16 protein-coding genes are annotated in these 24,975 nt (G+C 69.1%); 9 read left to right on the top strand and 7 right to left on the bottom strand.

Annotated features, from left to right (window positions below; translation table 11 throughout):
• Positions 1-126 precede the first annotated feature (126 nt).
• The gene (folE, locus tag GTP44_RS25225) at positions 127-687 is read right to left on the bottom strand and encodes a GTP cyclohydrolase I FolE (RefSeq protein WP_160991974.1); all 561 of its coding nucleotides are present in this window, start codon (positions 685-687) and stop codon (positions 127-129) included.
• A gap of 52 nt (positions 688-739) precedes the next feature.
• Positions 740-1,558 carry an NAD(+) diphosphatase gene (gene nudC / locus GTP44_RS25220; RefSeq protein ID WP_161021568.1) on the bottom strand — a complete coding sequence of 273 codons (819 nt, stop codon included), beginning with the start codon at positions 1,556-1,558 and terminating at the stop codon, positions 740-742.
• A gap of 205 nt (positions 1,559-1,763) precedes the next feature.
• Here nudC and GTP44_RS25215 point away from each other — a divergent pair, with 205 nt between their 5' ends.
• The 5 genes from GTP44_RS25215 (at position 1,764) to GTP44_RS25195 (ending at position 15,618) form a co-directional block, all read left to right on the top strand.
• Positions 1,764-9,800: an SPM autocatalytic domain-containing protein gene (locus GTP44_RS25215; RefSeq protein ID WP_161021567.1), complete on the top strand. Its 8,037-nt coding sequence runs from the start codon at positions 1,764-1,766 to the stop codon at positions 9,798-9,800.
• A gap of 144 nt (positions 9,801-9,944) precedes the next feature.
• A complete protein-coding gene (locus GTP44_RS25210) occupies positions 9,945-13,154 on the top strand; it encodes an O-linked N-acetylglucosamine transferase family protein (RefSeq protein WP_229256588.1) in 3,210 nt (1,069 codons plus the stop codon).
• 21 nt (positions 13,155-13,175) lie between these two features.
• Entirely contained in the window at positions 13,176-14,051 is an 876-nt protein-coding gene (locus GTP44_RS25205) for a glycosyltransferase (RefSeq protein ID WP_161021566.1), read from the top strand.
• 14 nt (positions 14,052-14,065) lie between these two features.
• The gene (locus GTP44_RS25200) at positions 14,066-14,476 is read left to right on the top strand and encodes a sugar 3,4-ketoisomerase (RefSeq protein WP_160991978.1); all 411 of its coding nucleotides are present in this window, start codon (positions 14,066-14,068) and stop codon (positions 14,474-14,476) included.
• A 32-nt stretch (positions 14,477-14,508) separates the two neighbouring features.
• The gene (locus GTP44_RS25195) at positions 14,509-15,618 is read left to right on the top strand and encodes a DegT/DnrJ/EryC1/StrS family aminotransferase (RefSeq protein WP_161021565.1); all 1,110 of its coding nucleotides are present in this window, start codon (positions 14,509-14,511) and stop codon (positions 15,616-15,618) included.
• A gap of 11 nt (positions 15,619-15,629) precedes the next feature.
• On the opposite strand, the gene GTP44_RS25190 is transcribed toward GTP44_RS25195, so the two are convergent.
• Positions 15,630-16,205, bottom strand: a complete 576-nt coding sequence (locus GTP44_RS25190) for a GNAT family N-acetyltransferase (protein WP_160991980.1) — start codon at positions 16,203-16,205, stop codon at positions 15,630-15,632.
• 171 nt (positions 16,206-16,376) lie between these two features.
• Here GTP44_RS25190 and GTP44_RS25185 point away from each other — a divergent pair, with 171 nt between their 5' ends.
• Both GTP44_RS25185 and GTP44_RS25180 read left to right on the top strand, forming a co-directional pair.
• Complete coding sequence (locus GTP44_RS25185; RefSeq protein WP_161021564.1) at positions 16,377-17,339, top strand: glycosyltransferase; 963 nt, start codon at positions 16,377-16,379, stop codon at positions 17,337-17,339.
• Positions 17,340-17,383: 44 nt separating this feature from the next.
• Entirely contained in the window at positions 17,384-18,412 is a 1,029-nt protein-coding gene (locus GTP44_RS25180; RefSeq protein WP_161021563.1) for a putative sugar O-methyltransferase, read from the top strand.
• A 35-nt stretch (positions 18,413-18,447) separates the two neighbouring features.
• On the opposite strand, the gene GTP44_RS25175 is transcribed toward GTP44_RS25180, so the two are convergent.
• From GTP44_RS25175 to GTP44_RS25160, 4 genes are read right to left on the bottom strand one after another with little or no spacing between them, the layout of a single operon-like run.
• Positions 18,448-19,716 carry an acyl-CoA reductase gene (locus GTP44_RS25175; RefSeq protein WP_161021562.1) on the bottom strand — a complete coding sequence of 423 codons (1,269 nt, stop codon included), beginning with the start codon at positions 19,714-19,716 and terminating at the stop codon, positions 18,448-18,450.
• Complete coding sequence (locus tag GTP44_RS25170) at positions 19,713-20,819, bottom strand: LuxE/PaaK family acyltransferase (protein ID WP_161021561.1); 1,107 nt, start codon at positions 20,817-20,819, stop codon at positions 19,713-19,715. The genes GTP44_RS25175 and GTP44_RS25170 overlap by 4 nt, the downstream gene beginning before the upstream one ends.
• Positions 20,816-22,240: an AMP-binding protein gene (locus GTP44_RS25165; protein WP_161021560.1), complete on the bottom strand. Its 1,425-nt coding sequence runs from the start codon at positions 22,238-22,240 to the stop codon at positions 20,816-20,818. Before GTP44_RS25165 ends, GTP44_RS25170 begins: the two co-directional genes overlap by 4 nt.
• A complete protein-coding gene (locus tag GTP44_RS25160) occupies positions 22,237-22,983 on the bottom strand; it encodes an SDR family NAD(P)-dependent oxidoreductase (protein ID WP_161021559.1) in 747 nt (248 codons plus the stop codon). Before GTP44_RS25160 ends, GTP44_RS25165 begins: the two co-directional genes overlap by 4 nt.
• Positions 22,984-23,148: 165 nt before the next feature.
• On the opposite strand from GTP44_RS25160, the gene GTP44_RS25155 reads away from it, so the two are divergent.
• Positions 23,149-23,388 (top strand): acyl carrier protein, encoded by a 240-nt coding sequence (locus tag GTP44_RS25155; protein ID WP_161021558.1) that lies wholly within the window; start codon positions 23,149-23,151, stop codon positions 23,386-23,388.
• Between the two features lie 88 nt (positions 23,389-23,476).
• Positions 23,477-24,975 (top strand): O-linked N-acetylglucosamine transferase, SPINDLY family protein (locus tag GTP44_RS25150; protein WP_443093276.1); only part of this gene is annotated, 1,499 nt, incomplete at its 3' end.

Raw genomic sequence — 24,975 nt, 5'->3', positions numbered from 1 at the left:
CGCCTATCTGACACACGGGTTCAACTACCCAAAGTCTGGTCGGCGTCACCCTGCCTGACCGTTGCCACCTCCACATTATCCGGCGATGGCGCGGTAGATTCAATATACGAGGTCTGACACCGGGGTTTAGTCCCTGGCCAGCGCCAGGAATTCGGTGCGCATCGCCAGATTCGGCTGCAACTCGCCCAGCAGGGCCGAGGTCACCGTCTCTTCGCCCGGCGTGCGGATGCCGCGGCTTTCCATGCACAGGTGGCGGCATTTGACGATCACCCCCACCGCTTTCGGCTCCAGCACTTCCAGCAACGCGTTGGCGATCTGCATCGTCATGCGCTCCTGCACCTGCAGGCGCTTGGCGAAACAGTCCACCAGCCGCGTCAGCTTCGACAGGCCGACGATCTTGCCGTTGGGAATGTAGCCGATGGTGGCCTTGCCGAAGAACGGCGCCAGGTGGTGCTCGCAGTGGCTGTACACGGGGATGTTGCGCACGATGATGAATTCGTTGTATTGCTCGGCGCCATCCTCGAACGCTTTGAGCAGCGTGGCCGGATCCTGCTCGTAGCCCGAGGTCCAGTGTTTCCACGCCTTGGCGACGCGGGCCGGGGTCTCCAGCAGGCCGGGACGGTCCGGGTTCTCGCCGAGGCTGGCGATCAGGCGGCGCCAGTCGTTTTCGGTAAATTCTTGAGACATGTTGAAACACCTTTGTTTTTAATTTGCCCGACAGTATATCGGACCTCCGCCGCTAGCGCTTGGGCCGGTGGGCGGCGATCAGCCGCGCCGCCACCGACACCGGGACCGGCGGCTCCGGCCAGTCGTCATCCGGGCCGAACCAGCGGGCGTCGGCGATTTCCGCCGCCTGCACACGGATCTCGCCGTCCAGGTAGTCGGCGGTGTAGGCCAGCATCAGCGCGTGCGGGAATGGCCACGACTGGCTGCCGAAATAGCGCAGGTTGTGCACCTTCAGCCCCACCTCTTCGAACACCTCGCGGTGGATGGCGTCCTCGACCGATTCGCCGGCCTCCAGGAATCCGGCCAGCGCCGTGTAGCGCTGGTACGGCGAATTGGTATGCAGCGCCAGCAGCACCTGGTCGCCCTTGCGGATCAGCACCATCATCGCCGGCGAGATGCGCGGGTAGGCGCTGTGGCCGCATTGCGGGCACTTATAGCAACGCTCGCCCGAGACCAGTTGCGTCGGGCTGGCGCAGACGCCGCAGTAGCGGTGCGTGCGCGCCCACTCGGCCAGCTGGGCGGCGCGCCCGGCCAGTCCCAGCACACCGTCGTCGAGCGTGCCGAACAGCGCGCGCAGGCCGTGATAGGCGAAATCCGGCCCCGGCAGCCGCGGCGCGTCCAGCCACGCCATCTGGTAATACGTCCCCTCCCACATGCCGAGCGGATGCAGGCGCTCCGGCGGCACGGCCAGCGCCGTCAGCGCCGCCGCGTCCGGCAGGGACAGTGATTCGTTGCGCAAAAGCAACTCGCCGCGATGGAACACCAACGTCAGCGTTGGCGCGCCGCTCAGCGGCGCGATGCTCGGGGTAAAGGTGGCGGGGGTGTGCAGCATGATGGGGCAATCTCGGCAATTCGGGACAAGGCGCTCATCTTACCTTGTTTCCGCCGCCTTGAGACCGCTTGGTGACCGGCGACGCCACCGCCACAATGCCGCTAAGCCTTTGTTTTCATGCCAAGATTTAAACTATATTTCGGCGCCTGCTCTCTGCTTGAGAGCGTTTCCCGGTAGTATATATTGCTCTGAGGAGATTATTTATATGCCATCTATCGTACTGGACCTGACCACTGACCAAATCGCCCGCTTGCGCACCGACCAGGTGGCGCAGCTGACGACGGCGGATATCGCCGCACTGTCGACCGCGCAAACGAGCGCGCTCGGCAGCGCGCAGCTGGCGGTGCTCAGCAGCAACCAGCTACGGGCCTTGTCCACCGCCAACCTGCAGACGCTCAGCACCAGCCAGATCGCCGCGCTGCGCAGCACGCAGTTGGGCGGGCTGTCGACCCAGCAGATGAGTAACCTCGGCAACGATCAACTGGCCGCGCTCGGCACCGCCGGCTTCGCCGCGCTGAAAACGGCGCAACTGGCGGCGCTCAACAATACCCAGTTCGCCGCGTTGAACACCGATCAGATCGTCGCACTGACCACCGCCCAGGCGGCCTCGCTGAGTACGCGGCAACTGAGCCAGCTGTCCAGCACCCAGATCGCCGCGTTCGAAACCGCCGACCTGGTCGCGCTGAAGAGCCAGCAACTGGCGGCGCTCGGCGCCAACGCCAGCGCCTCCCTCAGCACCAGCCAGTTCGCCGCCCTCAGCACCTTCCAGGTGGCGACGCTGTCCACCGCCCAGATCGCCGCGTTGAGCGGCGACCAGCTCGCCGCGCTGACCACCCTGCAAGCCGGCGCGCTGCAAAGCAACCAGCTGCGCGCGCTGAGTAACGCCCAACTGGCGGCGCTGGAAACGAACGACCTGGCGGCAATGAAAACACAGCAGGTGGCCGCGCTGGCCACCCAGCAGTTGAACGCGCTCAGCAGCGACCAGTTGGCCAGCCTGACCACGCTGCAGGTCGCCAACCTGAGCACGACGCAAATCGCTGGTCTGGGCGCGGCCCAGCTGCTGGCCCTCGACAGCGCCGACTTGCAGGCGCTGCGCTCGCGCCAGATCGCCGCCCTCGGCACCGACGCCATCGCCGGCCTGGACGGCGCGCGCATCGCACTGCTCGGCTCGGCCCAGCTGGCGGCGCTGCAAACCCGCCAACTGAGCGCGCTGGACACCCGCCACCTCGCCGCGCTGAGCGCGACCCAGGTGGTCGGCTTCACCACCCAGCAGATGGCGACACTGTCGCTGGCGCAGGTCGCCGCGCTGAGCACGCTCAGTCTGGCCAGCCTGCGAACCCAGCAGATCGCCGCCCTGACCACCGCCGTCGTCGCGGCGCTGAGCAGCGACAAGATCGTCGCCCTGACCACCGCCCAGGCCGCCGCGTTGAGCACGCTGCAGGTGGCGGCGCTGGACAGCGCGCAACTGGCGGCGCTGGAAACGCGCGACCTGGCAGCCTTCCGCACCGCGCAGATCGCCGCGCTCGGCACCGACGTGCTGAGCTCGCTGGACAACGATCACGTGGCCGCCCTCGGCACGCAGCAACTGGCCGCGCTCGGTACCGCCCAGGTCGCCGTGCTGAACAGCACCCAGGCACAGGCGCTGAGCACCGCCGCGCTGGGCGCGCTGAAAACCCAGCAGATCGCCGTGCTCGCCACCAGCGTCATCGGCACCCTCTCCACCAACCAGGTGGCGGCGCTGAAAACCGCCGCGCTGGCGGCGCTGACCGCCGATCAGGTGGCCGCCCTCAACACCGACCAGATCGTCGCGCTGAGCACCGCGCAGGTGGCCGCGCTGCCGACCCGTGTGCTGGCGGCGCTGTCCACGCTGCAACTGAACGCGTTGGAAACGCGCGACTTCGCCGCCCTCAAGACCAACCAGCTCGCCAGCCTCAGCTCGGCCCAGATGGCGTCGCTGAACACCGCGCTGATCGTCGCCCTCACCACCGCCCAGGCGGCCGCGCTGACGCCAATCCAACTGATCGGTCTGACCACGCAACAGCTGGCCGCGATGGAACCGGCCGACCTGGCCGCGCTGCGCACCGACCAGCTGCTGGGCCTGGGCACCAAGACCATTGCGCCGCTGACCACCACCCAGATCGCCGCGCTGAAGACCGCGCAAATCATCCAGCTCAGCGCGGAACAGATTCAGATCCTCAGCACCGCCCAACTGGCGGCGCTGACCAGCAACCAGATCGGCGCGCTGAGCACCGCGCAAATCGGCTGCCTGCTGACCCAGCAAATCGCCGCGCTGACCACCGATGACTGGGCCAGCCTGCAAACCCAGCAACTCAACGCCCTCAGCGCTGATCAGTTGGCCGCCGTCACCACCGCGCAAATCGTCGCGCTGACCAGCAAGCAGGTCGCCAACCTCAGCACGCGCCAGCTGGCCGCGCTCAGCGACGCGCAACTGAACGCGATCGAAACCCGCGACCTGATCACGCTGCGCAGCGCGCAAATCGCCGGCCTCGGCGCCAGCCAGTTGAACGCGCTGGCCAGCGGCCAGCTGCGCGCCCTCGGCAGCGCCCAACTCACCGGCTTGAGCAGCGCCCAATGGCAGGCGCTGGACACGCGCCAGGTGGCCACGCTGAGCACCACCCAGATCCTCAGCCTGTCGAGCGCGCAACTGCCGATGCTGCGCAACGACCAGATCGCCGCGCTGGGCACCGCCACGCTGGCGCTGCTGAAGACGCAGCAGATCGCCGCGCTGTCGACCGACCAGATCGCCGCGTTGAACGCCGACCAGTTGGCCGCGCTGACCACCGGCCAGGCCGCCAGTCTGAACAGCCGCCAGTTGGCCAGCCTCAGCGCCAGCCAGCTGAACGCGCTGGAAACGGTCGATCTGGCGGCGCTGCGCACGGTCCAGATCGCATCGCTGAGCACCGCCCAGATCGCCGCGCTCGACACCCTCCACATCGCCGCGCTGAGCACGCTGCAAGTGGCCAACCTCGGCACCCAGCAACTGCTGGCCCTGGACAACGGCCAATGGCAGGCGCTGGAAACGCGCGACGTCGCCGTACTGAAGACCGCGCAATTGCAGGCGCTCGGCAGCGCCCAGCTGACCGTGCTGACCAGCGACCAGCTGCGGGCGCTGACGGTGGCCCAGCTAACATCGCTGGCCACGCAGCAACTGCAAGGCTTGCTGTCGACGCAGATCGCCGCGCTCAGCACCCTCCAGGTCGCCGGCCTGAGCACCCGCCAGATCAGCAGCCTCGGCGGCCAGCAACTGCAGGCCTTGGTCAGCGACAACCTGGCCGCGCTGAAAGCGCCGCAACTGGCGGCCTTGCGCACCGAACAGATCGCCCTGCTGGGCACCGTGCAGATCGCCGCGCTGCGCAGCAACCAGGTGGCCGCGCTCAGCACCGTTCAACTGGGCGCGCTCAGTTCGGACCAGATCGGCGCGCTGACGCCGGACGACTTCGCCGCGCTGAGCGTGGCGCAACTGGGCGCGCTGGGCGCGCTCTCCAACCTCAGCACCAACCAGGTGCAGGCGCTGACGCCGGCCCAGGTCGGCGGCCTCAACACCGCCCAGATCGCCGCACTGACCACCGCGCAGGTCGCCGCGCTGACCACGCGCCAGATCGGCGCGCTGAGCACGGCCGGCGTCGGCGTCCTCAATAGCGACCAGTTGCGGGCGCTGACGCCGGACGATGTGGCGGCGATGAAAGCGACCCAGCTGGCGGTGTTCAGCACCGACCAGATCCACGCGCTGCTGACCGCCCAGGTGGCGGTGCTCAACAGCGTCCAGATGCCGACGCTGAGTAGCGCGCAGCTGCGCGCGCTCGGCAGCGCGCAACTGCAGGCCTTGAGCACCAGTGCGCTGACCAGCTTGAAGTCCACCCAGGTGGCCACGCTGAGCAGCGACCAGTTGAACGCCTTGCAGCAAGATCAGCTGCAGAGCCTGACGCAAGTGCAACTGATTTCGCTCACCAGCGACCAGTTGCAGGCGCTCAACAGCACCCAGATCATCGCCCTGAGCAGCCGCCAGTTCGTGGTGCTGACCAGCGCCCAGGTGGCGGCGCTGACCACCAGCCAGCTCGGCGTGATCGAGCTCGACGACCTGGCCGCGCTCAAACCGACCCAGGTGGCGGCGCTGAGCAGCGACCAGTTGCGCGCGCTGAGCCTGGACCGCATCGCCGCCCTGACCACGCTGCAGGTGCAGGCGCTCGGCAGCGCCCAGCTGACCAGCCTGGGCACCACGCAAATCCAGGCGCTGGAAGCGGAAGACGTGGCCGCGCTGCGGGCCGCCCAGGTGGCCGTGCTCAGCAGTGACCAGCTCAACGCGCTGCGCGACGAACAGTTGCAAAGCCTGGGCGCGGCGCAGTTGAACGCCATCGCCAGCGCGCAGTTCAGCGCGCTCGCCCTGGCGCAGATCGTGGCGCTGACCACCACCCAGGCCAGCCAGCTGGCGACCGCGCAGATCGCCGCGCTGACCTCGGCGCAACTGGCGGCGCTGGAACTGGAAGACCAGGCGGCGCTGACCACCGCCCAGATCGGCGCGCTGCGCACCGACCAGATCCGGCAACTGGACCTGGCGCACATCGCCGCGCTGACAGCTCTGCAAGCCGCCGCGCTCAGCGCCAACCAGGCGGCCGCGCTCAGCACCGACCAGTTGCAGGCGCTCGACAGCGCCGCGCTGCAGGCGCTCAAGCCGGTGATGATCAGCCAGCTGAGCACCGCGCAGATCGCCGCGCTGACATTGGAACAAGTCCAGGCACTGGGCAGCGACCAGTTGAACGCCCTTAGCGAGACCCAGGTGGCCGCCTTCGGCGCGCCGCAGATCAGCGCGCTGAGCACCCAGCAGATGGGCAAGCTCGGCACGCGCCAGCTGCACGCGCTCAGCAGCGACCAGCTCGGCGCCATCGGCCTCGACAACCTGGCCGCACTGTCGTCCAGCCAGATCGCCGCCCTCGACGCCGCCCAGTTCGGCGGCCTGGACCTGAGCCAGGTCACCGCCCTCAGCAGCGCGCAAGTGACGGCGCTGCTCGGCGCCCAGCTGGCCGCCTTCACCAGCGACCAGGTCAACGCGCTCGACAGTACTGACTTCGCCGCGCTGGCCAGCACGCAAATCGCCGCCCTCACCACCGAACAGTTGGCCGGGCTGGCGCTGCCGCTGTTGCAGGCGCTGGGCACCGCGCAGATCGGCGGCCTCGGCAGCGACCAGATCGCCGCGCTGAGCGACACCAACGTCGGCGCCCTCAGCACCCGCCAGGTGCAGGCGCTGAACGCCACCCAGCTCGGCGCGCTGACCACCGGCCAGATCGGCGCGCTCAGCACCGCCGCCTTCGTGGCGCTGCGCAGCAACCAGTTGGCCAGCTTCGGCGCGGCGCAGTTCGCCGCGCTGACCAGCGACCAGTTGAACGCGCTGTCGACCCAAGCCTTCGGCGCGCTCGGCACTGGCCTGCTGGCGACGCTGACCACCACCCAGTTCAGCAACCTGAGCGGCGCGCAGGTCGGCGCCCTCGGCACGCTTCAGGCGAGCAGTCTCGGCACTGACCAATTGCGTGCGCTCACCACCAGCCAGTTCGCGGTGCTGACCAGCACCGCGCTGCGCAGCCTGCAATCGGACCAGTTCGGCGCGCTGCAGACCGACCAGATCGTCGCGCTCAGCACGCTGCAAGCGAGCACGCTGGGCAGCACCCAGCTGGCCGCGCTCGGCAGCGACCAGCTGGCCGCGCTGGAAACCGTGGACCTGACCGCCTTGACCACCGCCCAGCTGACGCAGCTGCGCGCCGACCAGTTGGCGGCGTTGCAGGCGCCGCAGGTGGCGTCGCTGACCAGCGCGCAGATCGCCGCGCTGAGCACCACGCAAATCAGCCAGGGCTTGCGCACCGACCAGGTGGCGGCGCTGACCAGCACCCAGACGCTGGCCCTCGGCACGCGCCAGTTGAACAGCTTCAGCAGTGACCAGTTGGCCGCGCTCGACAACGACAACATCGCCGCCCTCGGCAGCGCCCAACTGGTGTTCGGCCTCGGCGCGACCGGTATCGCCGTGTTGCAGGCGACGCAGATCGCCGCGCTGCGCACCGCCCAGAGCGCCGTGCTGAGCACCGCCCAGGTGCAAGCCTTGCGCACCGACCAGATCGCCGCGCTCGGCAGCGCTCAGATCGCCGCCTTCGGCACCGCCCAGCTGGCCTATGGCTTCAGCCTGGACAGCCTGGCGACGCTCAGCGCCAGCCAGGTGCAGGCGCTGCAGTACAGCCAATTGGGCGCGCTGACCAGCGTCCAGGCGGCCAGCCTCAGCACCGAGCAGTTGGCGGCGCTGAGCACCGCCCAGATCGGCGGCCTGTCCACCGCGCAAATGCCGGCGCTCAGCGCCGTCCAGTTGGCGGCCTTCAGCAACGACCAGATCGCGGCGCTGGAAACCCAGGACCTGGCGGCACTCAGCGCCAGCCAGTTCAACGGCCTGGCCACCGGCCAGACCCAGGCGCTGAGCACGGCCCAGGTGCGCGCGCTGACCACGCTGCAGATGGCGGCGCTGGCGACCGCCCAGGCGGCCACGCTGCGCAGCGACCAGCTGCAGGCGCTCAGCACGCAGCAAGTGGCCGCACTCGGCGCCGATACGCTCAACGCGCTCTCGACCACCCAGTTCGATGTCCTGTCCAGCGGCAGCATCGCCGCGCTCAGCGCGCAGCAACTGGCGGCGCTGGACGCCGGCCATGTGGCCAGCCTCAACACCAGCCAGTTGCAGGCGCTGACCAGCACTCAGCTGGGCGCGCTGACCGCCGACCAGCTGTTCGCCATGGGCACCGGCCAGATCGCCGCGCTGCGCACCGCGCAGATCGGCTACCTCGGCACCGCCCAGCTGGGCGCGCTGACCAACGCGCAGGTACAGGCGCTCACCACGGCGCAGATCGCCTCGCTCAAGCTGAGCCAGATTCCCGGCCTCAGCGTCGACCAGATGGCGGTGCTCGGCAGCGACCAGTTGCAAGCGCTGACCACCACGCAAATCCAGGCGCTGGCCGCCAGCCAGTTGAACGCGCTCAGCGGCAGCCAGGCCGGCCAGCTGACCACGCTGCAAATGGCGGCGCTGAAAAACGCCCAGATCGCCGCGCTCAGCATCGACCAGCTGAGCGGCTTCAGCACCGCCCAGCTGGACGCGTGGAGCACCAGCCAGGTGGGCGCGCTGGGCAGCACCCAGATCGGCTACCTGTCGACCGCCCAGATCGCCGGCCTCAGCATCACCCAGGTGGCCAACCTGAAAACCAGCCAGCTGCTCGCCTTCAGCGCGACGCAACTGGCGGCGCTGCAGGTCGACCAGGTGGCGGTGCTGGCCACCGCCGGCCTCGCCGCGCTCAGCGTCAGCCAGGCCAACGCCTTCACCGCCGGCCAGGTGGCGGCGATGTCGGTGTCGCAGACGATGGCGCTGAACGCGTCCTCGTTCAACTACGCGACGCCGCTGATCCTCGACCTCGACGGCAACGGCGTGCGCACGCTGAGCGTGGCGGCCGGGGTGCGCTTCGACCTGCGCGCCGAGGGCCAGGCGGTGCAGACCGGCTGGGTCGACGCCCACGACGGGCTGCTGGCCCTGGACCGCAATGGTGATGGCCTGATCAACGACGGCAGCGAACTGTTCGGTAGCGCCACGCGGCTGGCCGACGGCGGCAAGGCGGCCGACGGCTACGCCGCGCTGCGCGAGCTCGACAGCGACGGCGACGGCCAACTGACCCGCGCCGACGCCGCCTACGGCGCGCTGCGGGTGTGGGTGGACGCCAACTCGGACGGCGTCAGCCAGGCCGGCGAGCTGTACGGCCTGGAACAACTGGGCATCGCCGCCATCGACACCAAGGCGCATCAGGTGCAGACGCAACAGAACGGCAACCTGGTCGGCCTGGCCGCCAGCTACACCCGCGACGACGGCAGCAACCACGCCAGCGCCGACGTGTGGTTCCTGGCACAGACCGCCACGGCGGCGAGTGCGGCGCCGCTGCAACAGCAGACGCGTGGCCTCAGCGCCGCCATCGGCGACTACACGGCGACGCCCGTGACACCGGCGGCGACGACGCCGTCGTCACCGCTGACGCCGGCCTCGGCAGCGGCCAACGCCAGCGGCCATGGCGCCGCGCCGGCGCTGGCCGAGGCGCTGCAACAGTACCGCGCCGCACAGGGCCTGCCCGGCGCCGGGGCGGCCGCGGCCACGCTCAGCCATCCGCAACGGCCGGACGAGCAGACCGGCCAGTGGTTCGGCGTGGCGGCGCGCTAACACCCGGCCCCGCCGCAGCAAGCACCACGCTGTGCGCCCATGTGGCAAACAGCGTGGTGTTTACACTCTTGCTCAGAGCCAAAAGTTGCCCCTACGCTGCGACAAAAAGGTATCATAGGACGACCGAACATTTTACGCTCTGCCATGACCTCACAAGCCGCCGTCGTCACCCCCCCTCCCGATAACAGCCCGCTGGGCGTCGTCATGGCGCTGGCCACCGCCGGCCAGCTGTCGATCACCGACCTGTTCTCGGCCGCCGCGGTACTGCAGGAGAGCAACCAGTTGCCGGCGGCGATAGCGCTGTACCGCGGTTGGATCGAACACACGCCGTCGCCACTGATCTATGCCGCCTGCTTCAATCTGGCGGTGGCGCTGTCGGCGGCCGGCGACGACGCCGGCGCCGAGAGCGAGCTGCGCAAGGCGCTGACGCTCAATCCCAACTTCGTCGAGGGCCGCCTCAACCTCGGCACGCTGCTCGAACGCGGCGGCCGGCCGGACGAGGCGCTGGCCACCTGGCAAGCCATCCTCGACGGCCCGCTGGAACCGGACATCAAGACCCAGCCGACGCTGTACCTGCAAACCCTGAACAACCTCGGCCGCCTGCTGGAAATCCGCAAGCGCTATCCGGAAGCCGAGGCCATGCTGGCGCAAAGCCTGCGCGTCGATCCGCAGCAGGCCAACGTCATGACCCACTGGGTGCACCTGCGGCAGAAGCAGTGCGAATGGCCGGTGTACAGCGGCCTGGAACACATCTCGCTCGCTACCATGTTGGAAGGCACGTCGGCGCTGGCCATGCTGAGCGCCTCCGACGACCCGGTGCAGCAGTTGGCCGCCGCCAAGCGCTTCGTCGCCGACAAGGTCAACGCCGCCGTGGCGCCGCTGACCGGCCAGCACGGCTACGGCCACCAGCGCCTGCGCATCGGCTACCTGTCATCCGACTTTTGCTCGCACGCGGTGTCGATCCTCACCGCCGAGCTGTACGAGCTGCACGACCGCAACAAGTTCGAGGTGTACGCCTTTAGCTGGAGCAATGACGACCGCTCGCCGCTGCGCGCGCGTGTAGTCAAGGCGATGGACCACTACATCCGCATCGACCAGCTGAGCGACGAGCAGGCGGCGCGCGCCATCCGCGCCCACGAGATCGACATCCTGGTCGACCTGCATGGCCTGACGCTGGGCGCGCGCCCCAACATCCTGGCCTACCGCCCGGCGCCGGTGCAGATGACCTACCTCGGCTTCCCCGGCAGCACCGGCCTGCCGGGCGTCGACTACGTGCTGGCCGACGAATTCCTGATCACCCCTGAAATGGCCGAGCACTTCAGCGAAAAGCCGCTGTACCTGCCGGACTGCTTCCAGATCAACGACCGCCAGCGCCAGATCGCGCCGACGCCGACCCGCGCCAGCGTCAACCTGCCGGACGACGCCTTCGTGTTCTGCTCGTTCAACAACAACTTCAAGTTCACGCCCGAGGTGTTCGGCACCTGGATGAACATCCTGCGCCGCGTGCCCAACAGCGTGCTGTGGCTGGTGGCCGACTATCCGGAAGTGCGCGAGAACCTGTACCGCCACGCCGAACAGGCCGGCATCGACCGCGCGCGTCTGCTGTTCAACAGCCGCGCCACGCCGGCCGAATACCTGGCGCGCTACCAGCTGGCCGACCTGTTCCTCGACACCTACCCGTTCAACGCCGGCACCACCGCCAGCGACGCGCTGTGGGCCGGCCTGCCGCTGCTGACCTGCGCCGGCCGCACCTTCTCGTCGCGCATGGCCGGCAGCCTGCTGCGCGCGGTCGACCTGCCGCAGCTGATCACCTTCAACTTCAGCGACTACGAGGACAAGGCGGTGGCGCTGGCCAACGCGCCAGCGCAGATCGCCGCCATGAAGCGCCAGTTGCAGGCCAACCGCCTGACCTGTGCGCTGTTCGACAGCCCGCGCTTCGTGCGCAACCTGGAACAGCTGCTGCAACAGGTGGCCAAGCCGGCCGCGCCGCGGCTGCCGGCGCCGCAGCACGCGGTGCACCCGGACGAGGACCAGGGCGCGCCGGCCGCGCCGCTGCGCATCGACCAGATCCCGGTGGTGACGGTGTCGTACAACGCGCCCGACCTGATCGAGGCACTGCTGCGCACGCTGCGCCAGTTCTACACCAACCGCGTGTACGTGATCGACGGCTCGAACCCGGACGTGGCCGAGCAGATCCGCGCCATCGCCGCGCGCCACGACAACGTCGAGTTCATCCCGTTCGGCTACAACATCCACCACGGCCCCGGCCTGGCGTGGGCGATCAACCATCTGGGCCTGGCCGGCGAGGTGCTGTTCCTCGATTCCGACGTGGAAATCCTGCGCGCCGGCTTCCTCGAATCGCTGCACGCGGCGCTGCGGCCCGGCATGTACGGCGTCGGCAGCATCCAGATGGTCAACGAACAGGGCTACGACCGCCCGGACGACGGCGCGATTTCCTATCTGCACCCGGCCTGCATGCTGACCAATATCGAGGTGGTGCGCCAGTGGCCGCTGCCGATCAAGCACGGCGCGCCGCTGATCCCGACCATGCTGGCGCTGCACGCGGCCGGCGCCCATGATCTGATCGCCTCGCTCGACTGGGTGCGCGAGGACTTCGCCCAGGAGCCCAAGCGCCACTACATCAAGCACGACTGGCAGGGCACGGTGCTGCGCACCGGTGGCTACCACTACGACCTGCCGAGCGCGGCCACCGCCATCAACCACGACCTGCTGCAGCTGATGCCGCCGGAGGCGCGCAAGATTGTCGAGGTCGGCTGCGGCGACGGCGCCTTCGCCAAGGCCTACCGCCAGCGCAATCCGATCTGCAACTACACCGGCGTCGAGGCGGCGCCGGCACCGGCCCAGGCCGCCCGTCCGCACTGCGACTTCGTCTTCAACGAGGACATCGAGCATGCCGGCGCCGAACTGTGGGACCACGTGCGCCGCGCCGACTGCTGGGTGCTGGACGAGGCGCTGGAGCGCTGCGACGACCCGTGGACGCTGCTGCAGAAGATCCGCACCAGCATCGCCCCCGGCGGCCGGCTGGTGCTGGCGGTGCGCAACTTCCAGCACTGGAGCATGCAGGCGCGCCTGAACGCCGGCGACCTGCGCTACGGCGAGGCCGGCATCGACAAGCGCCGCAAGCGCCTGTTCACGCGCGGCGTGGTGCTGGAGATGCTGCAGCAGTCCGGCTTCCAGATCAGCGGCGGCAGCGCCCGCATCACCGACGAGCCGGCGCGTGAAAAATACCTGCCGGCGATCCGCCTGATGGCCGGCGCCAGCGGCATCGACCCGGTGGCGGCGGTCGAGGACGCGCTGCCGTGGCAATACATCATGACCGCCGTCGCGGTTTAATCCTGGAAGGCCAAGCATTCAATGAGTTTGCCATTAGTCAGTATCGTCATCCCCTCGTACAAGCCGGGCCATTTCGAGCAGTGCCTGCGCTCGGCGCTGGGCCAGACCTATCCGCACCTGGACATCCAGGTCAGCGACAACTGCCCGAGCGAGGCGATCCGCGACATCTGCGCCCGCTATCCGCAGGTGATCTACCAGCGCAACACCGGCACGCGCGACAAGAACGTGCTGGGCGCCTTCTTTTCCGGCAAGGGCGACCTGATCAAGCCACTGTTCGACGACGACATCCTGCACCCGTTCTGCGTCGAGCGCATGGTGGCGGCGCTGAACCAGGAACCCGAGGCGCAGCTGGTGTTCTCGGCCTCGCAGGTGATCAACATCGACAACCAGCGCACCGAGACGCGGCGCCCGTACCAGACCAGCGGCAGCATGCCGGGCCGTGACCTGCAGCGTTCCATGGTGCTGGGCATGCGCAACTTCGTCGGCGAGTTCAGCACCGTGATGTTCCGCCGCGAGCGGCTGTGGGAGATCGGCACCGCCGGCCTGTTCCGCTACGGCGGCTGGGACTGCACCTTCGGCCTGGCCGACGTCGCCGCCTACTTCAACCTGGCGGGCGACGGCAGCGTGTTCTACATCGACGAGGAACTGTCGTACTTCCGCCACGATCAGCGGCTGGAGTCCAATTCCAACCCCGGCGCCAATCCCAACTTCGGCTACTGCTTCTCCGACTACATCGACCTGGCCATCGAATCGCAGGTGGCCGGCGTGATCTCGGCGGCCGAACTGGCGGCGCTGCGCGGCACCGTCGACGGCGTCGCCGCCCGCCTGTCGGCGGTGTTCCCGATGGTGGGCCGCTCGCAGCAACGCTATCACGACTTTATCGCAGCCCTGGGCTGAACGGAGAACCGACCATGATGGACCAATGCCGAATTATCGACCTGCCCAAGCACCACGACCCGCGCGGCAACCTGTCGGTGATCGAGGGTGGCGTGCAGGTGCCGTTTGACATCAAGCGCGTGTACTACCTGTACGACGTGCCGGGCGGCTCGTCGCGCGCCGGCCACGGCCACATCGAGCTGCAGCAGCTGTTCATCGCCATGTCGGGCAGTTTCGACGTGATCGTCGACGACGGCTACGAGCGCAAGAAAATCCACCTGAACCGCTCCTACTACGGCCTGTATGTGCCCGGCATGATGTGGCGCGAGGTGGAGAACTTCTCGTCCGGCGGCGTCTGCCTGGTGCTGGCCTCCACGCTGTACGATCCGAAAGACTACTACCACGACTACGACGACTTCGTCGCCGCCGTCCATCGCCAAAAATAACAACGCCCCAGCCACCTGAGCGAGTTTCCCCCATGAGCGTACCCTTCCTCGACCTCCAAGCCATCAACCTGTCGCAAACCGCCGAGCTGGAGGCCGCCTTCAAGCGCGTGCTGCATTCCGGCTGGTACATCCTGGGCGAGGAGGTGGCGCAATTCGAACGCCGCTTCGCCGCCTATTGCGGCAGCGCGCACGGCATCGGCGTGGCCAACGGGCTGGACGCCATCATGCTGGTGCTCAAGGCCGGCGGCGTCGGCCCGGGCGACGAGGTGATCGTGCCGAGCAACACCTTCATCGCCACCTGGCTGGCGGTCAGCCAATGCGGCGCCACGCCGGTGCCGGTGGAGCCGCTGGCCGCCACCTACAATATCGACCCTGCGCTGGTCGAGGCCGCCATCACGCCGCGCACCAAGGCCATCCTCCCGGTCCACCTGTACGGCCAGACCGCCGACATGCCGGCGCTGCGGACGATCGCCACGCGCCACCGGCTGCTGCTGGTCGAGGACGCGGCGCAGGCGCACGGCGCCACCTGCCACGGCGTGCGCGCCGGCGCGCTGGGCGACGCCGCCGCCTTCAGTTTTTATCCGGGCAAGAACCTCGGCGCGCTGGGCGACGGCGGCGCCATCACCACCAACGACGCCGCGCTGGCCGAACTGCTGCGCACTTACCGCAACTATGGCTCGCAGAAAAAATACCACAACCAGGTGCAGGGCTTTAACTCGCGCCTGGATGAAGTGCAGGCGGCGCTGCTGAACGTCAAGCTTGATGTGCTGGACCAGGGCAACGCCCGCCGCCGCGAGATCGCCGCCGTCTACAGCGAACAGCTGGCCGGGGTGGCCGATCTGCAATTGCCGCAGGTGCCGGCATGGGCCGAGCCGGTATGGCATCTGTACGTGGTGCGACACCCGCGCCGCGAGCTGCTGGCGCAACGCCTGGCCGAGCGCGGCATCGGCACCATCGTCCACTACCCGGTGGCGCCACACCGGCAACAGGCCTACGCCGACCTCGGCTACCGCGAGGGCGCGTTCCCGCTCGCCGAGGCGATGCATCGCGAAGTGCTGAGTCTGCCGATCGGGCCGCATTTGCAGCCGGCCCAGGCGGCCGAGGTGGCCGACGCCGTGCGCGCCGTGCTGGCCACGCTGTAAGTCAAACCGGCTCAGCGCGCCAGCGGCTCCACTTTCAGCGGCTGCGGCAGGAAGCGCCGGTAGCGCTGCAACGCCGCCAGGATGGCGGCGTGGTCCAGTTCAAAGAAGTATTCCTCATCCGACTCGCGCACCCGGCGCGCGCCGAACAGCCGTTCGTGGAAGGCCCAGACGCTGCGGTTGTCGCGGTTGACCTCGAAGTGCGAATCGCGGAAGCCCAGGTGGTCCAGCGCGTAGTGGTAAATCATCAGCGCCGACTCCATCGCCACGTCGACCGGGGCGCCGTCGGCGATGATCCAGCTGCCCCACGAAAAACTGGCGCCGATGGCGTTGTACACGCGCACCGTGCCCAGCCGGTTGAGCTGCTGGTCGCAAATGATGAAATACGCCTGGCCGCTGCCCTGCTTGTAGCTGTTGATCCACGCCACCTGGCGCGCCAGATCATCCTCCACCGGCGAGATGTAGGCGCTCTTCTTCGGGTCCAGCCGCAGCGCCAGGATGAAGGCGGCGTCATCGGCTTCGACCTCGCGCAAAATCAGCTTGTTGCCGGTCAGCCGGGCGGCGGAATGGATGGCGGGTGAGGTGGTCATGCAAGCTCCTGTCGAACGGCCGGCGCACCGGGCCGGCACGGCAGCCGTACTATAGCGCAAGCCCAGATAACGCTGGCGAGATTTGTCGGGTGTGTGTGATAATTCTCGCAACCGGCCGCCGCACGGCGGACCATCCTCCATCCCGCCACCCGCCCAGCCGCGCCGCCGCCGATGAAAATCACCACCGTCATCCCCGCCTACAAATCGCAATACCTGATGGAACTGCTGGCCTCGCTGGCGCAGCAAACCGAGCCGCCAGAACGCATCATTTTTTCCGACGACAGCCCGGACCAGAGCTTCACCAGCATGCTGACCTCGGAGCCGCTGCAATCGCTGATCGGCCACCTGAACGTGACGGTGCTGCCCGGCACGCGGCGCGGCGCCTACGCCAACTGGTCGCAGTGCATCAACGCCTGGGGCGGCCAGACCGAGCTGGTACATATTCTCTGTGACGACGACCTGATCTATCCGCAGTTTTATGCGCGCCACCGCCACGCCCATATGACGGGCAACTTCAGCTCGACCGTCAGCCGCCGCTGGTACGCCAACGAGGCCGGCCAGCCGGTGAACAAAAGCCTGACGCTGCCGGAGGCGGTGGACCTGCACCCGCAGCGCCTGCTGTCGCTCGACGCCAACACGCTGTTCGTCAGCACCGTCGGCCGCGCCGCCAACTGGCTGGGCGAGGTGTCGAACACGGTGATGCGCGCCGAGGCCGCCAACCTGATCGTGCAGCGCCAGGTGGACGGCATCTCGATCGCCGGCCTCGAAGACCTGGCCGCCTTCATTTGCGGCGCGCGCGAGCGGCCGCTGTGCTACATCAACGAACACCTGGGCTGCTTCCGCCAGAACGCCGGCCAGAACTCGGCCAAGGGCGCCTCGGCGGCGATGAAATGCTCGATCATGGGCTACCTCGGCCTGGCGCTGATCGGCCTGCGGCGCGGCCTGATCAGCGAGGAACACGCGCACTACTGCTTCGAGCTGGTCGGCCAGAACGTGCTGTGGCACTACCGCGACGAGGCCGACACCCAGGCGATCCGCGACACGCTGCCGGCGCTGATCGCCGGCGCCCCCGGCGCCGACGAGCGCTACCTGCAAGCCTGGCATGACTTCGTCGCCGCCCACGGTCACTATTAACCCCTTGCGGTCCGCCGCATCCTCACCTCACCGAATGGAACCCCATGCAAGCGACCGCCCCGCAACTCCGTAAGCACATCGTGGAACTGGAAAGCCTGGAACTGGACGAAGCGCTGTTCAACCGCATCAAGGACGATCTGCTGCAGAACGCCGGCCGCCACATGCCGGCCCAGGTCTGGCTCAAGGCCGGCGGCGGCGGTGCCGAGGCTGCCAGCGAGTTCGACGTCAAGAACCTGATCTTCCCGTGGCTGGGCTTCGGCAAGACGCTGGTGGCGCCGGAATCGCTATCCTGGTACTACCCGTTCATCAAGGACATCGACACGCTGGGCGTGGTCGACACCTATTTCGCCGGCCCGGCCGAGATCCGCCCAGCCGGCCAGGAACTGCTGATCGCCGACCTCGGCACGATAGTCGACATCAACCTGATCGCCCCCTTCCTGCCCCAGGGCCCACAGCCGCGGCCGCTGCGCGTGATCGAGGTGGGCGGCGGCTACGGCCGTCTGGCCGAGGCCCTGTTCAACGTCTACGACGGCGGCCAGCTGCAGTACGTGATGATCGACGCCGTGCCGGCCAGCCTGATCTTCGCCTACGAATACCTGACCCGCGCCCGTCCGGACCTGCGCATCGGCTCGTTCTATCGCGGCGATGCCTACGACCTGCAGCGGTTCGACATCTACATCTGCCCGATCTGGCACTTCGAGACCGCCGGCGCCGGCCAGTTCGACCTGGCCATCAATGTGCAGAGCATGCAGGAGATGGACCAGCATCACGTCGACTACTACCTGGGCTGGTTCGACACCGTGCTCAAGCCGGGCGCCACGGCCTATCTGTGCAACCGCCGCGACCACGTGTTCCGTGGCGAATGGCACTACCCGGCGCACTGGGAATGCCTGCTCAAGACCTGCACCCCGCGTTCGTGGACGCGCGACTTCCCGGCCGAGGTGTACCGCAAGGGCGAGCGCAGCTACGCGGCGCAGAACCATCTGGCCGAGGTGCGCTACCAGCGCGAATTGACGCGCGCCAACGAGCGCCAGCTCGAACGCGCGGCGGCGGCCGGCTACAAGGTCTACTAAGCGGGCAAAAAAGGGCAAAAAACGCGGGGCCGGCCTCAGCCGATGCTGACCTCGCGCATGAACACCCGCAGCAAGTCGAAGCCGTCCCACACCGGGCCGAAGTCAAGCGCGTGGCCGAACGGCACCATGCGGTCGATGCCGGCCAGCGGCGCCGCCGCCACCCAGGCGCGCAGTTCGTCGCGCTGCACGCCGGCGTAGGACAGCGTCTGCACCGTGCGGTTCAGCAGCGGACGCAGCGCGTCCAGGTCCGGCAGCGCGCTTTCAAAGAACAGTCCGGCGCCGCAATGGTGGCCGACGTGCAGCGCCGGCTGCGCCAGCCAGGTACGCGCCAGATCGTTGTTGGCGGTGGCCATCACCTGGCCGCCATGCTCGATGGCCAGCCCGTCCTGCGCCAGCAGCTTATTGACGTAATCGATATCCGACAGGCGCTGGTGGCGCGCGGCGATCACCGCCTCCACCCGTGGCCAGAAGTCGGCGGCGGCGGCCCGTCCCGCGTCCTCGCTGCCCAGCCACAGCACCAGCCGCGGCGACGAGCAGGCCATCTGATCGAACCAGTAGGCGTCGTTGTAGAAGGCCAGCGCCAGCGCGTCGCGCTCGGCCGCCGGCGCCGCCGTCCAGCGCGCCGCGTGCAGCAGCGCCAGCGAATACTTGTTGCTGAAGGCCACCTCGGTGGCGGTCGGCGGCAGGCCGATCGCGCGCACCTGGCGCACCGTGCCGTCGCCGCCCCAGATCACCCGCACATCGCAGGCGGCCGACAGGCGCGCCGTGACGCGGTCGTCGGCCGGGTAGCGCAGCAGCAGCGTGCGGGCGGCGATGGCCGCATGCTCGGGCCGCGCCAGCAGTTCGCCGATGGCGCCCACCAGCACCTCGGCCTGGGCCGACGGCTTGCTCGACAGGCGGACGATGTTGCAGTTGCCGCTCAACAGCGACAGAAACCACGAATAGACGAAAATCGTGTCGACGTTGGACGGCGCGATATGGAACACGGTGCCGCGCGGCACCAGCAAGGCGTCGCCGCGACGCCGTTCCAGCTCCTGCCGCAGGCGCTCCAGATTGGCCTTGCGCATCCAGAAGCCGAGCGCCACCAATTCCGGATAGGCGCGCACTTGCGGCGAGCGCATCAGCACGCCGGCAAGGCCGTCGACCATCGCCATCGCCTCGGCCGAGAACGACGGCAGCGGCGCCGTGCGCGCCAGCTGTTCCGGCGTCGGCGCGTTGGCCAGCAGTGGCTGATAAGCGGGCAAATGCGCGGGCAGATCAGCGGCCACGGCGTCCGGCGCCGCGCCCGTCAGTGGCGCGTTCATGCGGCCTCCTTGCGTGGGGTTTCATGGGTGTCGCTGCAGCCGCGCACCTCGGCGCGCGCCACCCGGCCATGCACCGCCAGCGTGTGGCCGAGGCGGCCACAGGGGCAGTCGTCCACGCCCAGCAACTGGCCGACGTCCTCGGTCAGCAGGCTGTGGCCCGGATAGCTGCGCGGCAGCACCGACAGCACCTGGATCAGGCCCGGCTGGCCGGGCGGCAGCACCGACCAGTCGCGGGCGTCGCGGATCAGCACGTCGGCGAAGGCCGGCGCGTGCAGGCGCCCGTGTTCGCACTCGACGAAGATGGAGCCGACCTGCTCGACCATGCCGTAGAAATTGTGTACCCGTTCAATGTTCAGCTCGGTCTTGAGCGCGGCCTTGAACTGCTCGTTGTCGACCGCCTCGTCCTGCAGCTTTTTCCAGCCGCCGCTGTGGATCAGCACGGCGTTCTCGAAACGCGGCGGGTCGGGCAGCGCGCGCAGCGCCTGCACCAGGTATTTCCACACCATGAAGGTAAAGCCGAACAGGAACACCGGCTGGCCGCGGTGGCGCTCGATGAAGGCGCGGATCGCCTCGACATCGGGCGTCATGTCCTCGTCCTTGAGCGCGTAGGTGTGGTCGCGGCCGAAATTGGACAGGCCGAGAATGCCGGCGCCGCGCGCCGAGAACGTCTGCCGGTTCTTGATCACGCCGGGATGGTCGATCACCAGCATCGGCAGGCGCGCCTTGCCGAGGAACTGCTGCATGATGCGCACCAGCGCCTTGGTCTGGGCCGCCGCCGTGTCGCGGTCGAGCACGATGCGCGACACCTGCTGCGAGGTGGTGCCCGACGAGGTCAGCACCTTGAACACCTGTTCCGGCGGCACCGAACTGAGCTCGTAGCGTTTGAACAGCTGCACCGGCAGGAACGGCAGCTGCTCCAGCGTGTAGCGGCGTTCGCTGGCGGCGTCGGCCACGCCATGCGCGGCCAGCAGCCGCGCATACGGCGCGCAATGGCGCGCATGGTGGGCGGTCAGCGCGCTCAGCGCCTCGCCCAGCCGGGCGGCCTTCTCGGCCTGCGGCAGCTCGTACACCGGCCAGTCGAAATAATCGGGGGTAGCATTCATGATGGGGTTCCTGGCTTGGCCGGCGCCAGCGCGTCCAGCAGTTCGGGATAACGGATCTTGCCGGCGCTCGACAGCGGAAAGGCGTCCACCGCGCGCACCCGCAGCGCCGAATGGTGCAGCCGGTACCAGCCGGGCAGCGCCGCCGCCAGCGCGGCCACGGCGTCGGCGTCGGCGCCCTGCAGCGCCACCAGCAGCAGATCGTCGCGGCCGGTGACGGCGGCGTCGTAGCCTTTGGCGCGCAGCTGGGCCTCCACCTCGTCCAGGCTGATGCGGTTGCCGAACACCTTGATGAAACGCTTCAGGCGGCCGCGCAGATAGAAGTAGCCGTCGGCGTCGCGCTCGGCCAGGTCGCCGGTCAGCAGCACGCCGCCGAGCTGGTCGCCGAGGGCCAGCTCGGCGGCGGTCTCGGCATAGCCCATCATCACATTCGGGCCGCGGTAGCGCAGCTGGCCGGCCTGGCCGGCGCCGTCCACCACGCTGCCGTCGTCGGCCACCAGGTCGAGCGCGCCGCCGGGGATGGCCACGCCGATCGCGCCGGCCTTGTCCAGCAGGCGCGCCGGCGGCACATAGCTGATGCGCGGCGCCGCCTCGGTCTGGCCGTACATGACAAAGAAACGCTGGCCGCGCGCGCCGGCCTGTTCGGCGAACCACCGCACCAGCTCGGGCGCCAGCCGGCCGCCGGCCTGGGTCAGCGTGGTCAGCGACGGCAACGCCATGCGCTCGAAGCGCAGCTGGCGCAACATCGCGTAGGTGGTCGGCACGCCGGCCAGGCTGGTGGCCTGCTGCTGCTTGAAGAATTCCCAGAAGCCGCGCGCGGTGACCGGCTCGTCGCTCAGCAGCACCGTCGCGCCCTGCGCCAGGTGGCTGTTGAGCACCGACATGCCATACGAATAGTGCAGCGGCAGATTGAGCATCGGCCGCTCGGCCGCCGTCAGGCCCAGATAGGCGGCGATGCTGCGCGCGTTGGCGTCCAGCGCGGCCAGCGTCAGCTTGACCAGCTTGGGCGCGCCGGTGCTGCCGGAGGTCGACAGCAGCAGCGCCAGTTCGGGATGCAGCGCCGGACCGTCGCCACCGCGCCAGCGCCAGCGGCCGTTTTCGCCGTCGCCGTCGGCTTCCCCATCGCCCGACCACACCCGGCTGACGTCGAACTGGGCGTACAGGCGTTCGCGCAGCGCGCTGTCCAGCGCGCCATCGACCAGCAACAGCGCATGGCCGGCGCGCAACGCGCCCAGATAAGCGCAGACGGCGGCGGCGCTGTTGGCCGCCTCCACCGCCACCAGCGTGCGCCGCGGCGGCGCGCCATCGGCGGCGTAGATGGCGTCGGCGCGTTGCGCCAGCGCCTGGTAGCTGAGCGTGGCGCCATCGGCCAGGATCAGCGCCGGCCGCGCGCCATGGGTTTCGAGTGCGGTGGCGAAATTCACACCAGCATCCCGCCGTCCACGCCCAGCACCTGCCCGGTGACATAGGCGGCCATGTCGCTGGCCAGGAACAGCGCCGCCTGGGCGACATCGTCCGGCTGGCCGACCCGGCCCAGGCCGATGGCGGCGACGCGCTCGGCGCGCTTGGCCGGCGTCAGCGCGGCGGTCAGTTCGGTGTCGATGAAGCCGGGCGCGATGGCGTTGACGCGGATGCGCTGCGGCGCCAGTTCCTTGGCCAGCGACTTGGTGATGCCGATCACGGCGGCCTTGCTGCCGGCGTACACCGACTGGCCGGCGTTGCCGTTGCAACCCATGATCGAGGTCATGTTGATGATGCTGCCGCCGCCGGCGCGCGCCATCAGGCGGCTGCCGTATTGCGCGCAGTACAGCACGCCGTAGGTGTTGACCTGGAACATCTGCTCGATCTGCGCCGGCGTCACCATGCCGATCAGCGCGTCGTCCATGACGCCGGCGTTGGCCACCAGCACGTCGAGCCGCTTGACCTGCTTGAACAGCGCCTGGAAGGCGTCGCGCACGCTGTCGGGCCGGGCCACGTCCATCAACAGCGTCGCCAGCTGCGCCGCCGGCAAGTCGGCGCGGATCGCGGCGGCGCCGGCGTCCAGCGCGGCCTGGTCGCGGCCCGCCAGGAACACCTGGGCGCCATGGGCGGCGAACAAGCGCGCCACGGCCAGGCCGATGCCGCGGCTGGCGCCGGTGATCAGGACGATTTTCTGGGACAAAAGCATCGGTGCCTCGACTAAGAACGCAAGAAGGGTGGGCCGACAAGCCGGCGCCTGGGCGCGCTTGGGGTGTCAGGCATTTTACCGCAAAAGGCGGCCGCCACGGGGAGCTTGCCGCCGCCCGCGCCGATCACGTATGATGCGGCGTACCCACCCTCAACCACCGCCGCCATGACCACTAACGACCAGCTTTACGCCGCCTTCGCCACCGCGCTGCAAATCGACGCCGCCGTCATCACCGACGCCATGGCCTACAACCAGCAACCCGAGTGGGATTCCGTCGCCCACATGGCCCTGGTGGCCGAGCTGGAGTCGGTGTTCGACGTCATGCTCGACACCGACGACATCCTGGCCATGAGCTCGGTCGCGGCGGCCCGCACCATTCTCGCCAAGTACGGCGTGGTGTTCTAACCACGCCTGTCGTCCCGCCGCCACGGCCGCGCGCCACCGCCGGCCGCTGACGGTTGAGCTGGCGGCCGATTCGGCCCACAATACCAGCATGAGCGCCAGCCCTCCCAGCGACGAGTCGCAACTGCAGGAACTGCACCGCGCGCTGGCCGCCAACCAGCTGGCGCAGGCGGCCGCGGTGGCGTTCGCGCTGGCGCGGCGCGGCGTGCTGCCGATCGTGCAACTGGTCGGCCTGGCCGGGCTGATGGGACACGCCGGCCAGGCCGCGCGCGCCGCCGAGCTCTATCACCTGTGGCTGCGCTGCACCGAGTCGCCGCTGCTGTTTGCCGCCTGGTACAACCTGGGCCTGCTGCAACTGCAGACCGACGAGCAGCACGAAGCCGAACAGTCGCTGCGCGCCGCGCTGCTGATCAAACCCGATTTCACCGACGCCCGCCTGGCCCTGGCCAGTCTGCAGGAACGCCTGTGCCAGCCGGCGGCGGCGCTGGCCAGCTGGCGCGCCGCGCTGGCGCAGATCGATCCCGAACATCCGGCCGGACGGCCGCAACAGCTGCAGGCGCTCAACGGCATGGCGCGCGCGGCGGCGCTGTGCCGCCAATACCCGGAAGCCGAGGACGCCTGCGCGCGCAGCCTGTTGCTCGATCCGCGCCAACCGGACATCGTCGCCCAGTGGCTGCGGTTGCGCCAGCGGCAATGCGCGTGGCCGGTGTGCGTCCCCCTGCCCGGCCTGACCGAGGCCGACCTGCTCGACCAGGCGGACGCCGCCGCGCTGCTGTGCCTCAGCGACGATCCGGCGGCCCAGCTGGCGGCGGCCGGGCGCCACCCGGTCAACCGCGCCGCCGCGCCGGCGCCGCTGGCCGACGCCCACGGCTATCAGCACCGCAAGCTGCGCATCGGCTATCTGTCGGCCGATTTCAGCAGCCACGCGGCCCGCCACGCCGCCGAGCTGTACGGCCTGCACCAGCGCCAGCAGTTTGAAATTTACGGTTTCAGCTGGGACGAGCAAGACCCCGCCGGCCTGCGCGCCCGCAGCGCGCCGCGGATGGACCACCATATCCGCCTGACGGTGATGAGCGACCTGCAGGCGGCGCACACCATCCGCGCCCACGAAATCGACATCCTGGTCGACCTGCACGGGCTGGGTGCCGCCGGCCGGCCGGGCATCCTGGCGCACCGTCCCGCGCCGGTGCAGATCGGTTGGCTCGGCTATCCGGGCAGCAGCGCCATGCCGGCGCTCGACTATGTGCTGGCGGACGCCTTCGTGCTGCCGCCGCGACTGCGCGCCGCGTTCACCGAGCGGCCGCTGTATCTGCCGCATTGCGCCCAGCTTTACGACCGTCGCCGCGCGGCCGCCACCACACCCGGGCGCGCCAGCTGCGGCCTGCCGGACGACGCCTTCGTGTTCTGCTGCTTCCACCCCGGCCGCCAACTGGCGCCAGCGCGGTTTGCCGGCTGGATGCGCATCCTGCGGCGCGTGCCCGGCAGCGTGCTGTGGCTGGCCGCCGACAGCGAGGCGGTGCGCGACCACCTGCGCCTGGCGGCGCTGCGCCACGGCGTCGCCAGCGAGCGGCTGGTGTTCGCGCCGCGCGT

It is taken from the genome of Duganella lactea (assembly GCF_009857505.1).
GTDB classification, from domain to species: Bacteria; Pseudomonadota; Gammaproteobacteria; order Burkholderiales; family Burkholderiaceae_D; genus Rugamonas; species Rugamonas lactea.
This window is presented reverse-complemented; position numbering and strand designations above follow the sequence as displayed.

Coding starts and splice junctions, on each gene's coding strand:
- folE (WP_160991974.1), bottom strand. CDS start 687: ATGTCTCAAGAATTTACCGAAAACGACTGGCGCCGCCTGATCGCCAGC.
- nudC (WP_161021568.1), bottom strand. CDS start 1,558: ATGCTGCACACCCCCGCCACCTTTACCCCGAGCATCGCGCCGCTGAGC.
- GTP44_RS25215 (WP_161021567.1), top strand. CDS start 1,764: ATGCCATCTATCGTACTGGACCTGACCACTGACCAAATCGCCCGCTTG.
- GTP44_RS25210 (WP_229256588.1), top strand. CDS start 9,945: ATGACCTCACAAGCCGCCGTCGTCACCCCCCCTCCCGATAACAGCCCG.
- GTP44_RS25205 (WP_161021566.1), top strand. CDS start 13,176: ATGAGTTTGCCATTAGTCAGTATCGTCATCCCCTCGTACAAGCCGGGC.
- GTP44_RS25200 (WP_160991978.1), top strand. CDS start 14,066: ATGATGGACCAATGCCGAATTATCGACCTGCCCAAGCACCACGACCCG.
- GTP44_RS25195 (WP_161021565.1), top strand. CDS start 14,509: ATGAGCGTACCCTTCCTCGACCTCCAAGCCATCAACCTGTCGCAAACC.
- GTP44_RS25190 (WP_160991980.1), bottom strand. CDS start 16,205: ATGACCACCTCACCCGCCATCCATTCCGCCGCCCGGCTGACCGGCAAC.
- GTP44_RS25185 (WP_161021564.1), top strand. CDS start 16,377: ATGAAAATCACCACCGTCATCCCCGCCTACAAATCGCAATACCTGATG.
- GTP44_RS25180 (WP_161021563.1), top strand. CDS start 17,384: ATGCAAGCGACCGCCCCGCAACTCCGTAAGCACATCGTGGAACTGGAA.
- GTP44_RS25175 (WP_161021562.1), bottom strand. CDS start 19,716: ATGAACGCGCCACTGACGGGCGCGGCGCCGGACGCCGTGGCCGCTGAT.
- GTP44_RS25170 (WP_161021561.1), bottom strand. CDS start 20,819: ATGAATGCTACCCCCGATTATTTCGACTGGCCGGTGTACGAGCTGCCG.
- GTP44_RS25160 (WP_161021559.1), bottom strand. CDS start 22,983: ATGCTTTTGTCCCAGAAAATCGTCCTGATCACCGGCGCCAGCCGCGGC.
- GTP44_RS25155 (WP_161021558.1), top strand. CDS start 23,149: ATGACCACTAACGACCAGCTTTACGCCGCCTTCGCCACCGCGCTGCAA.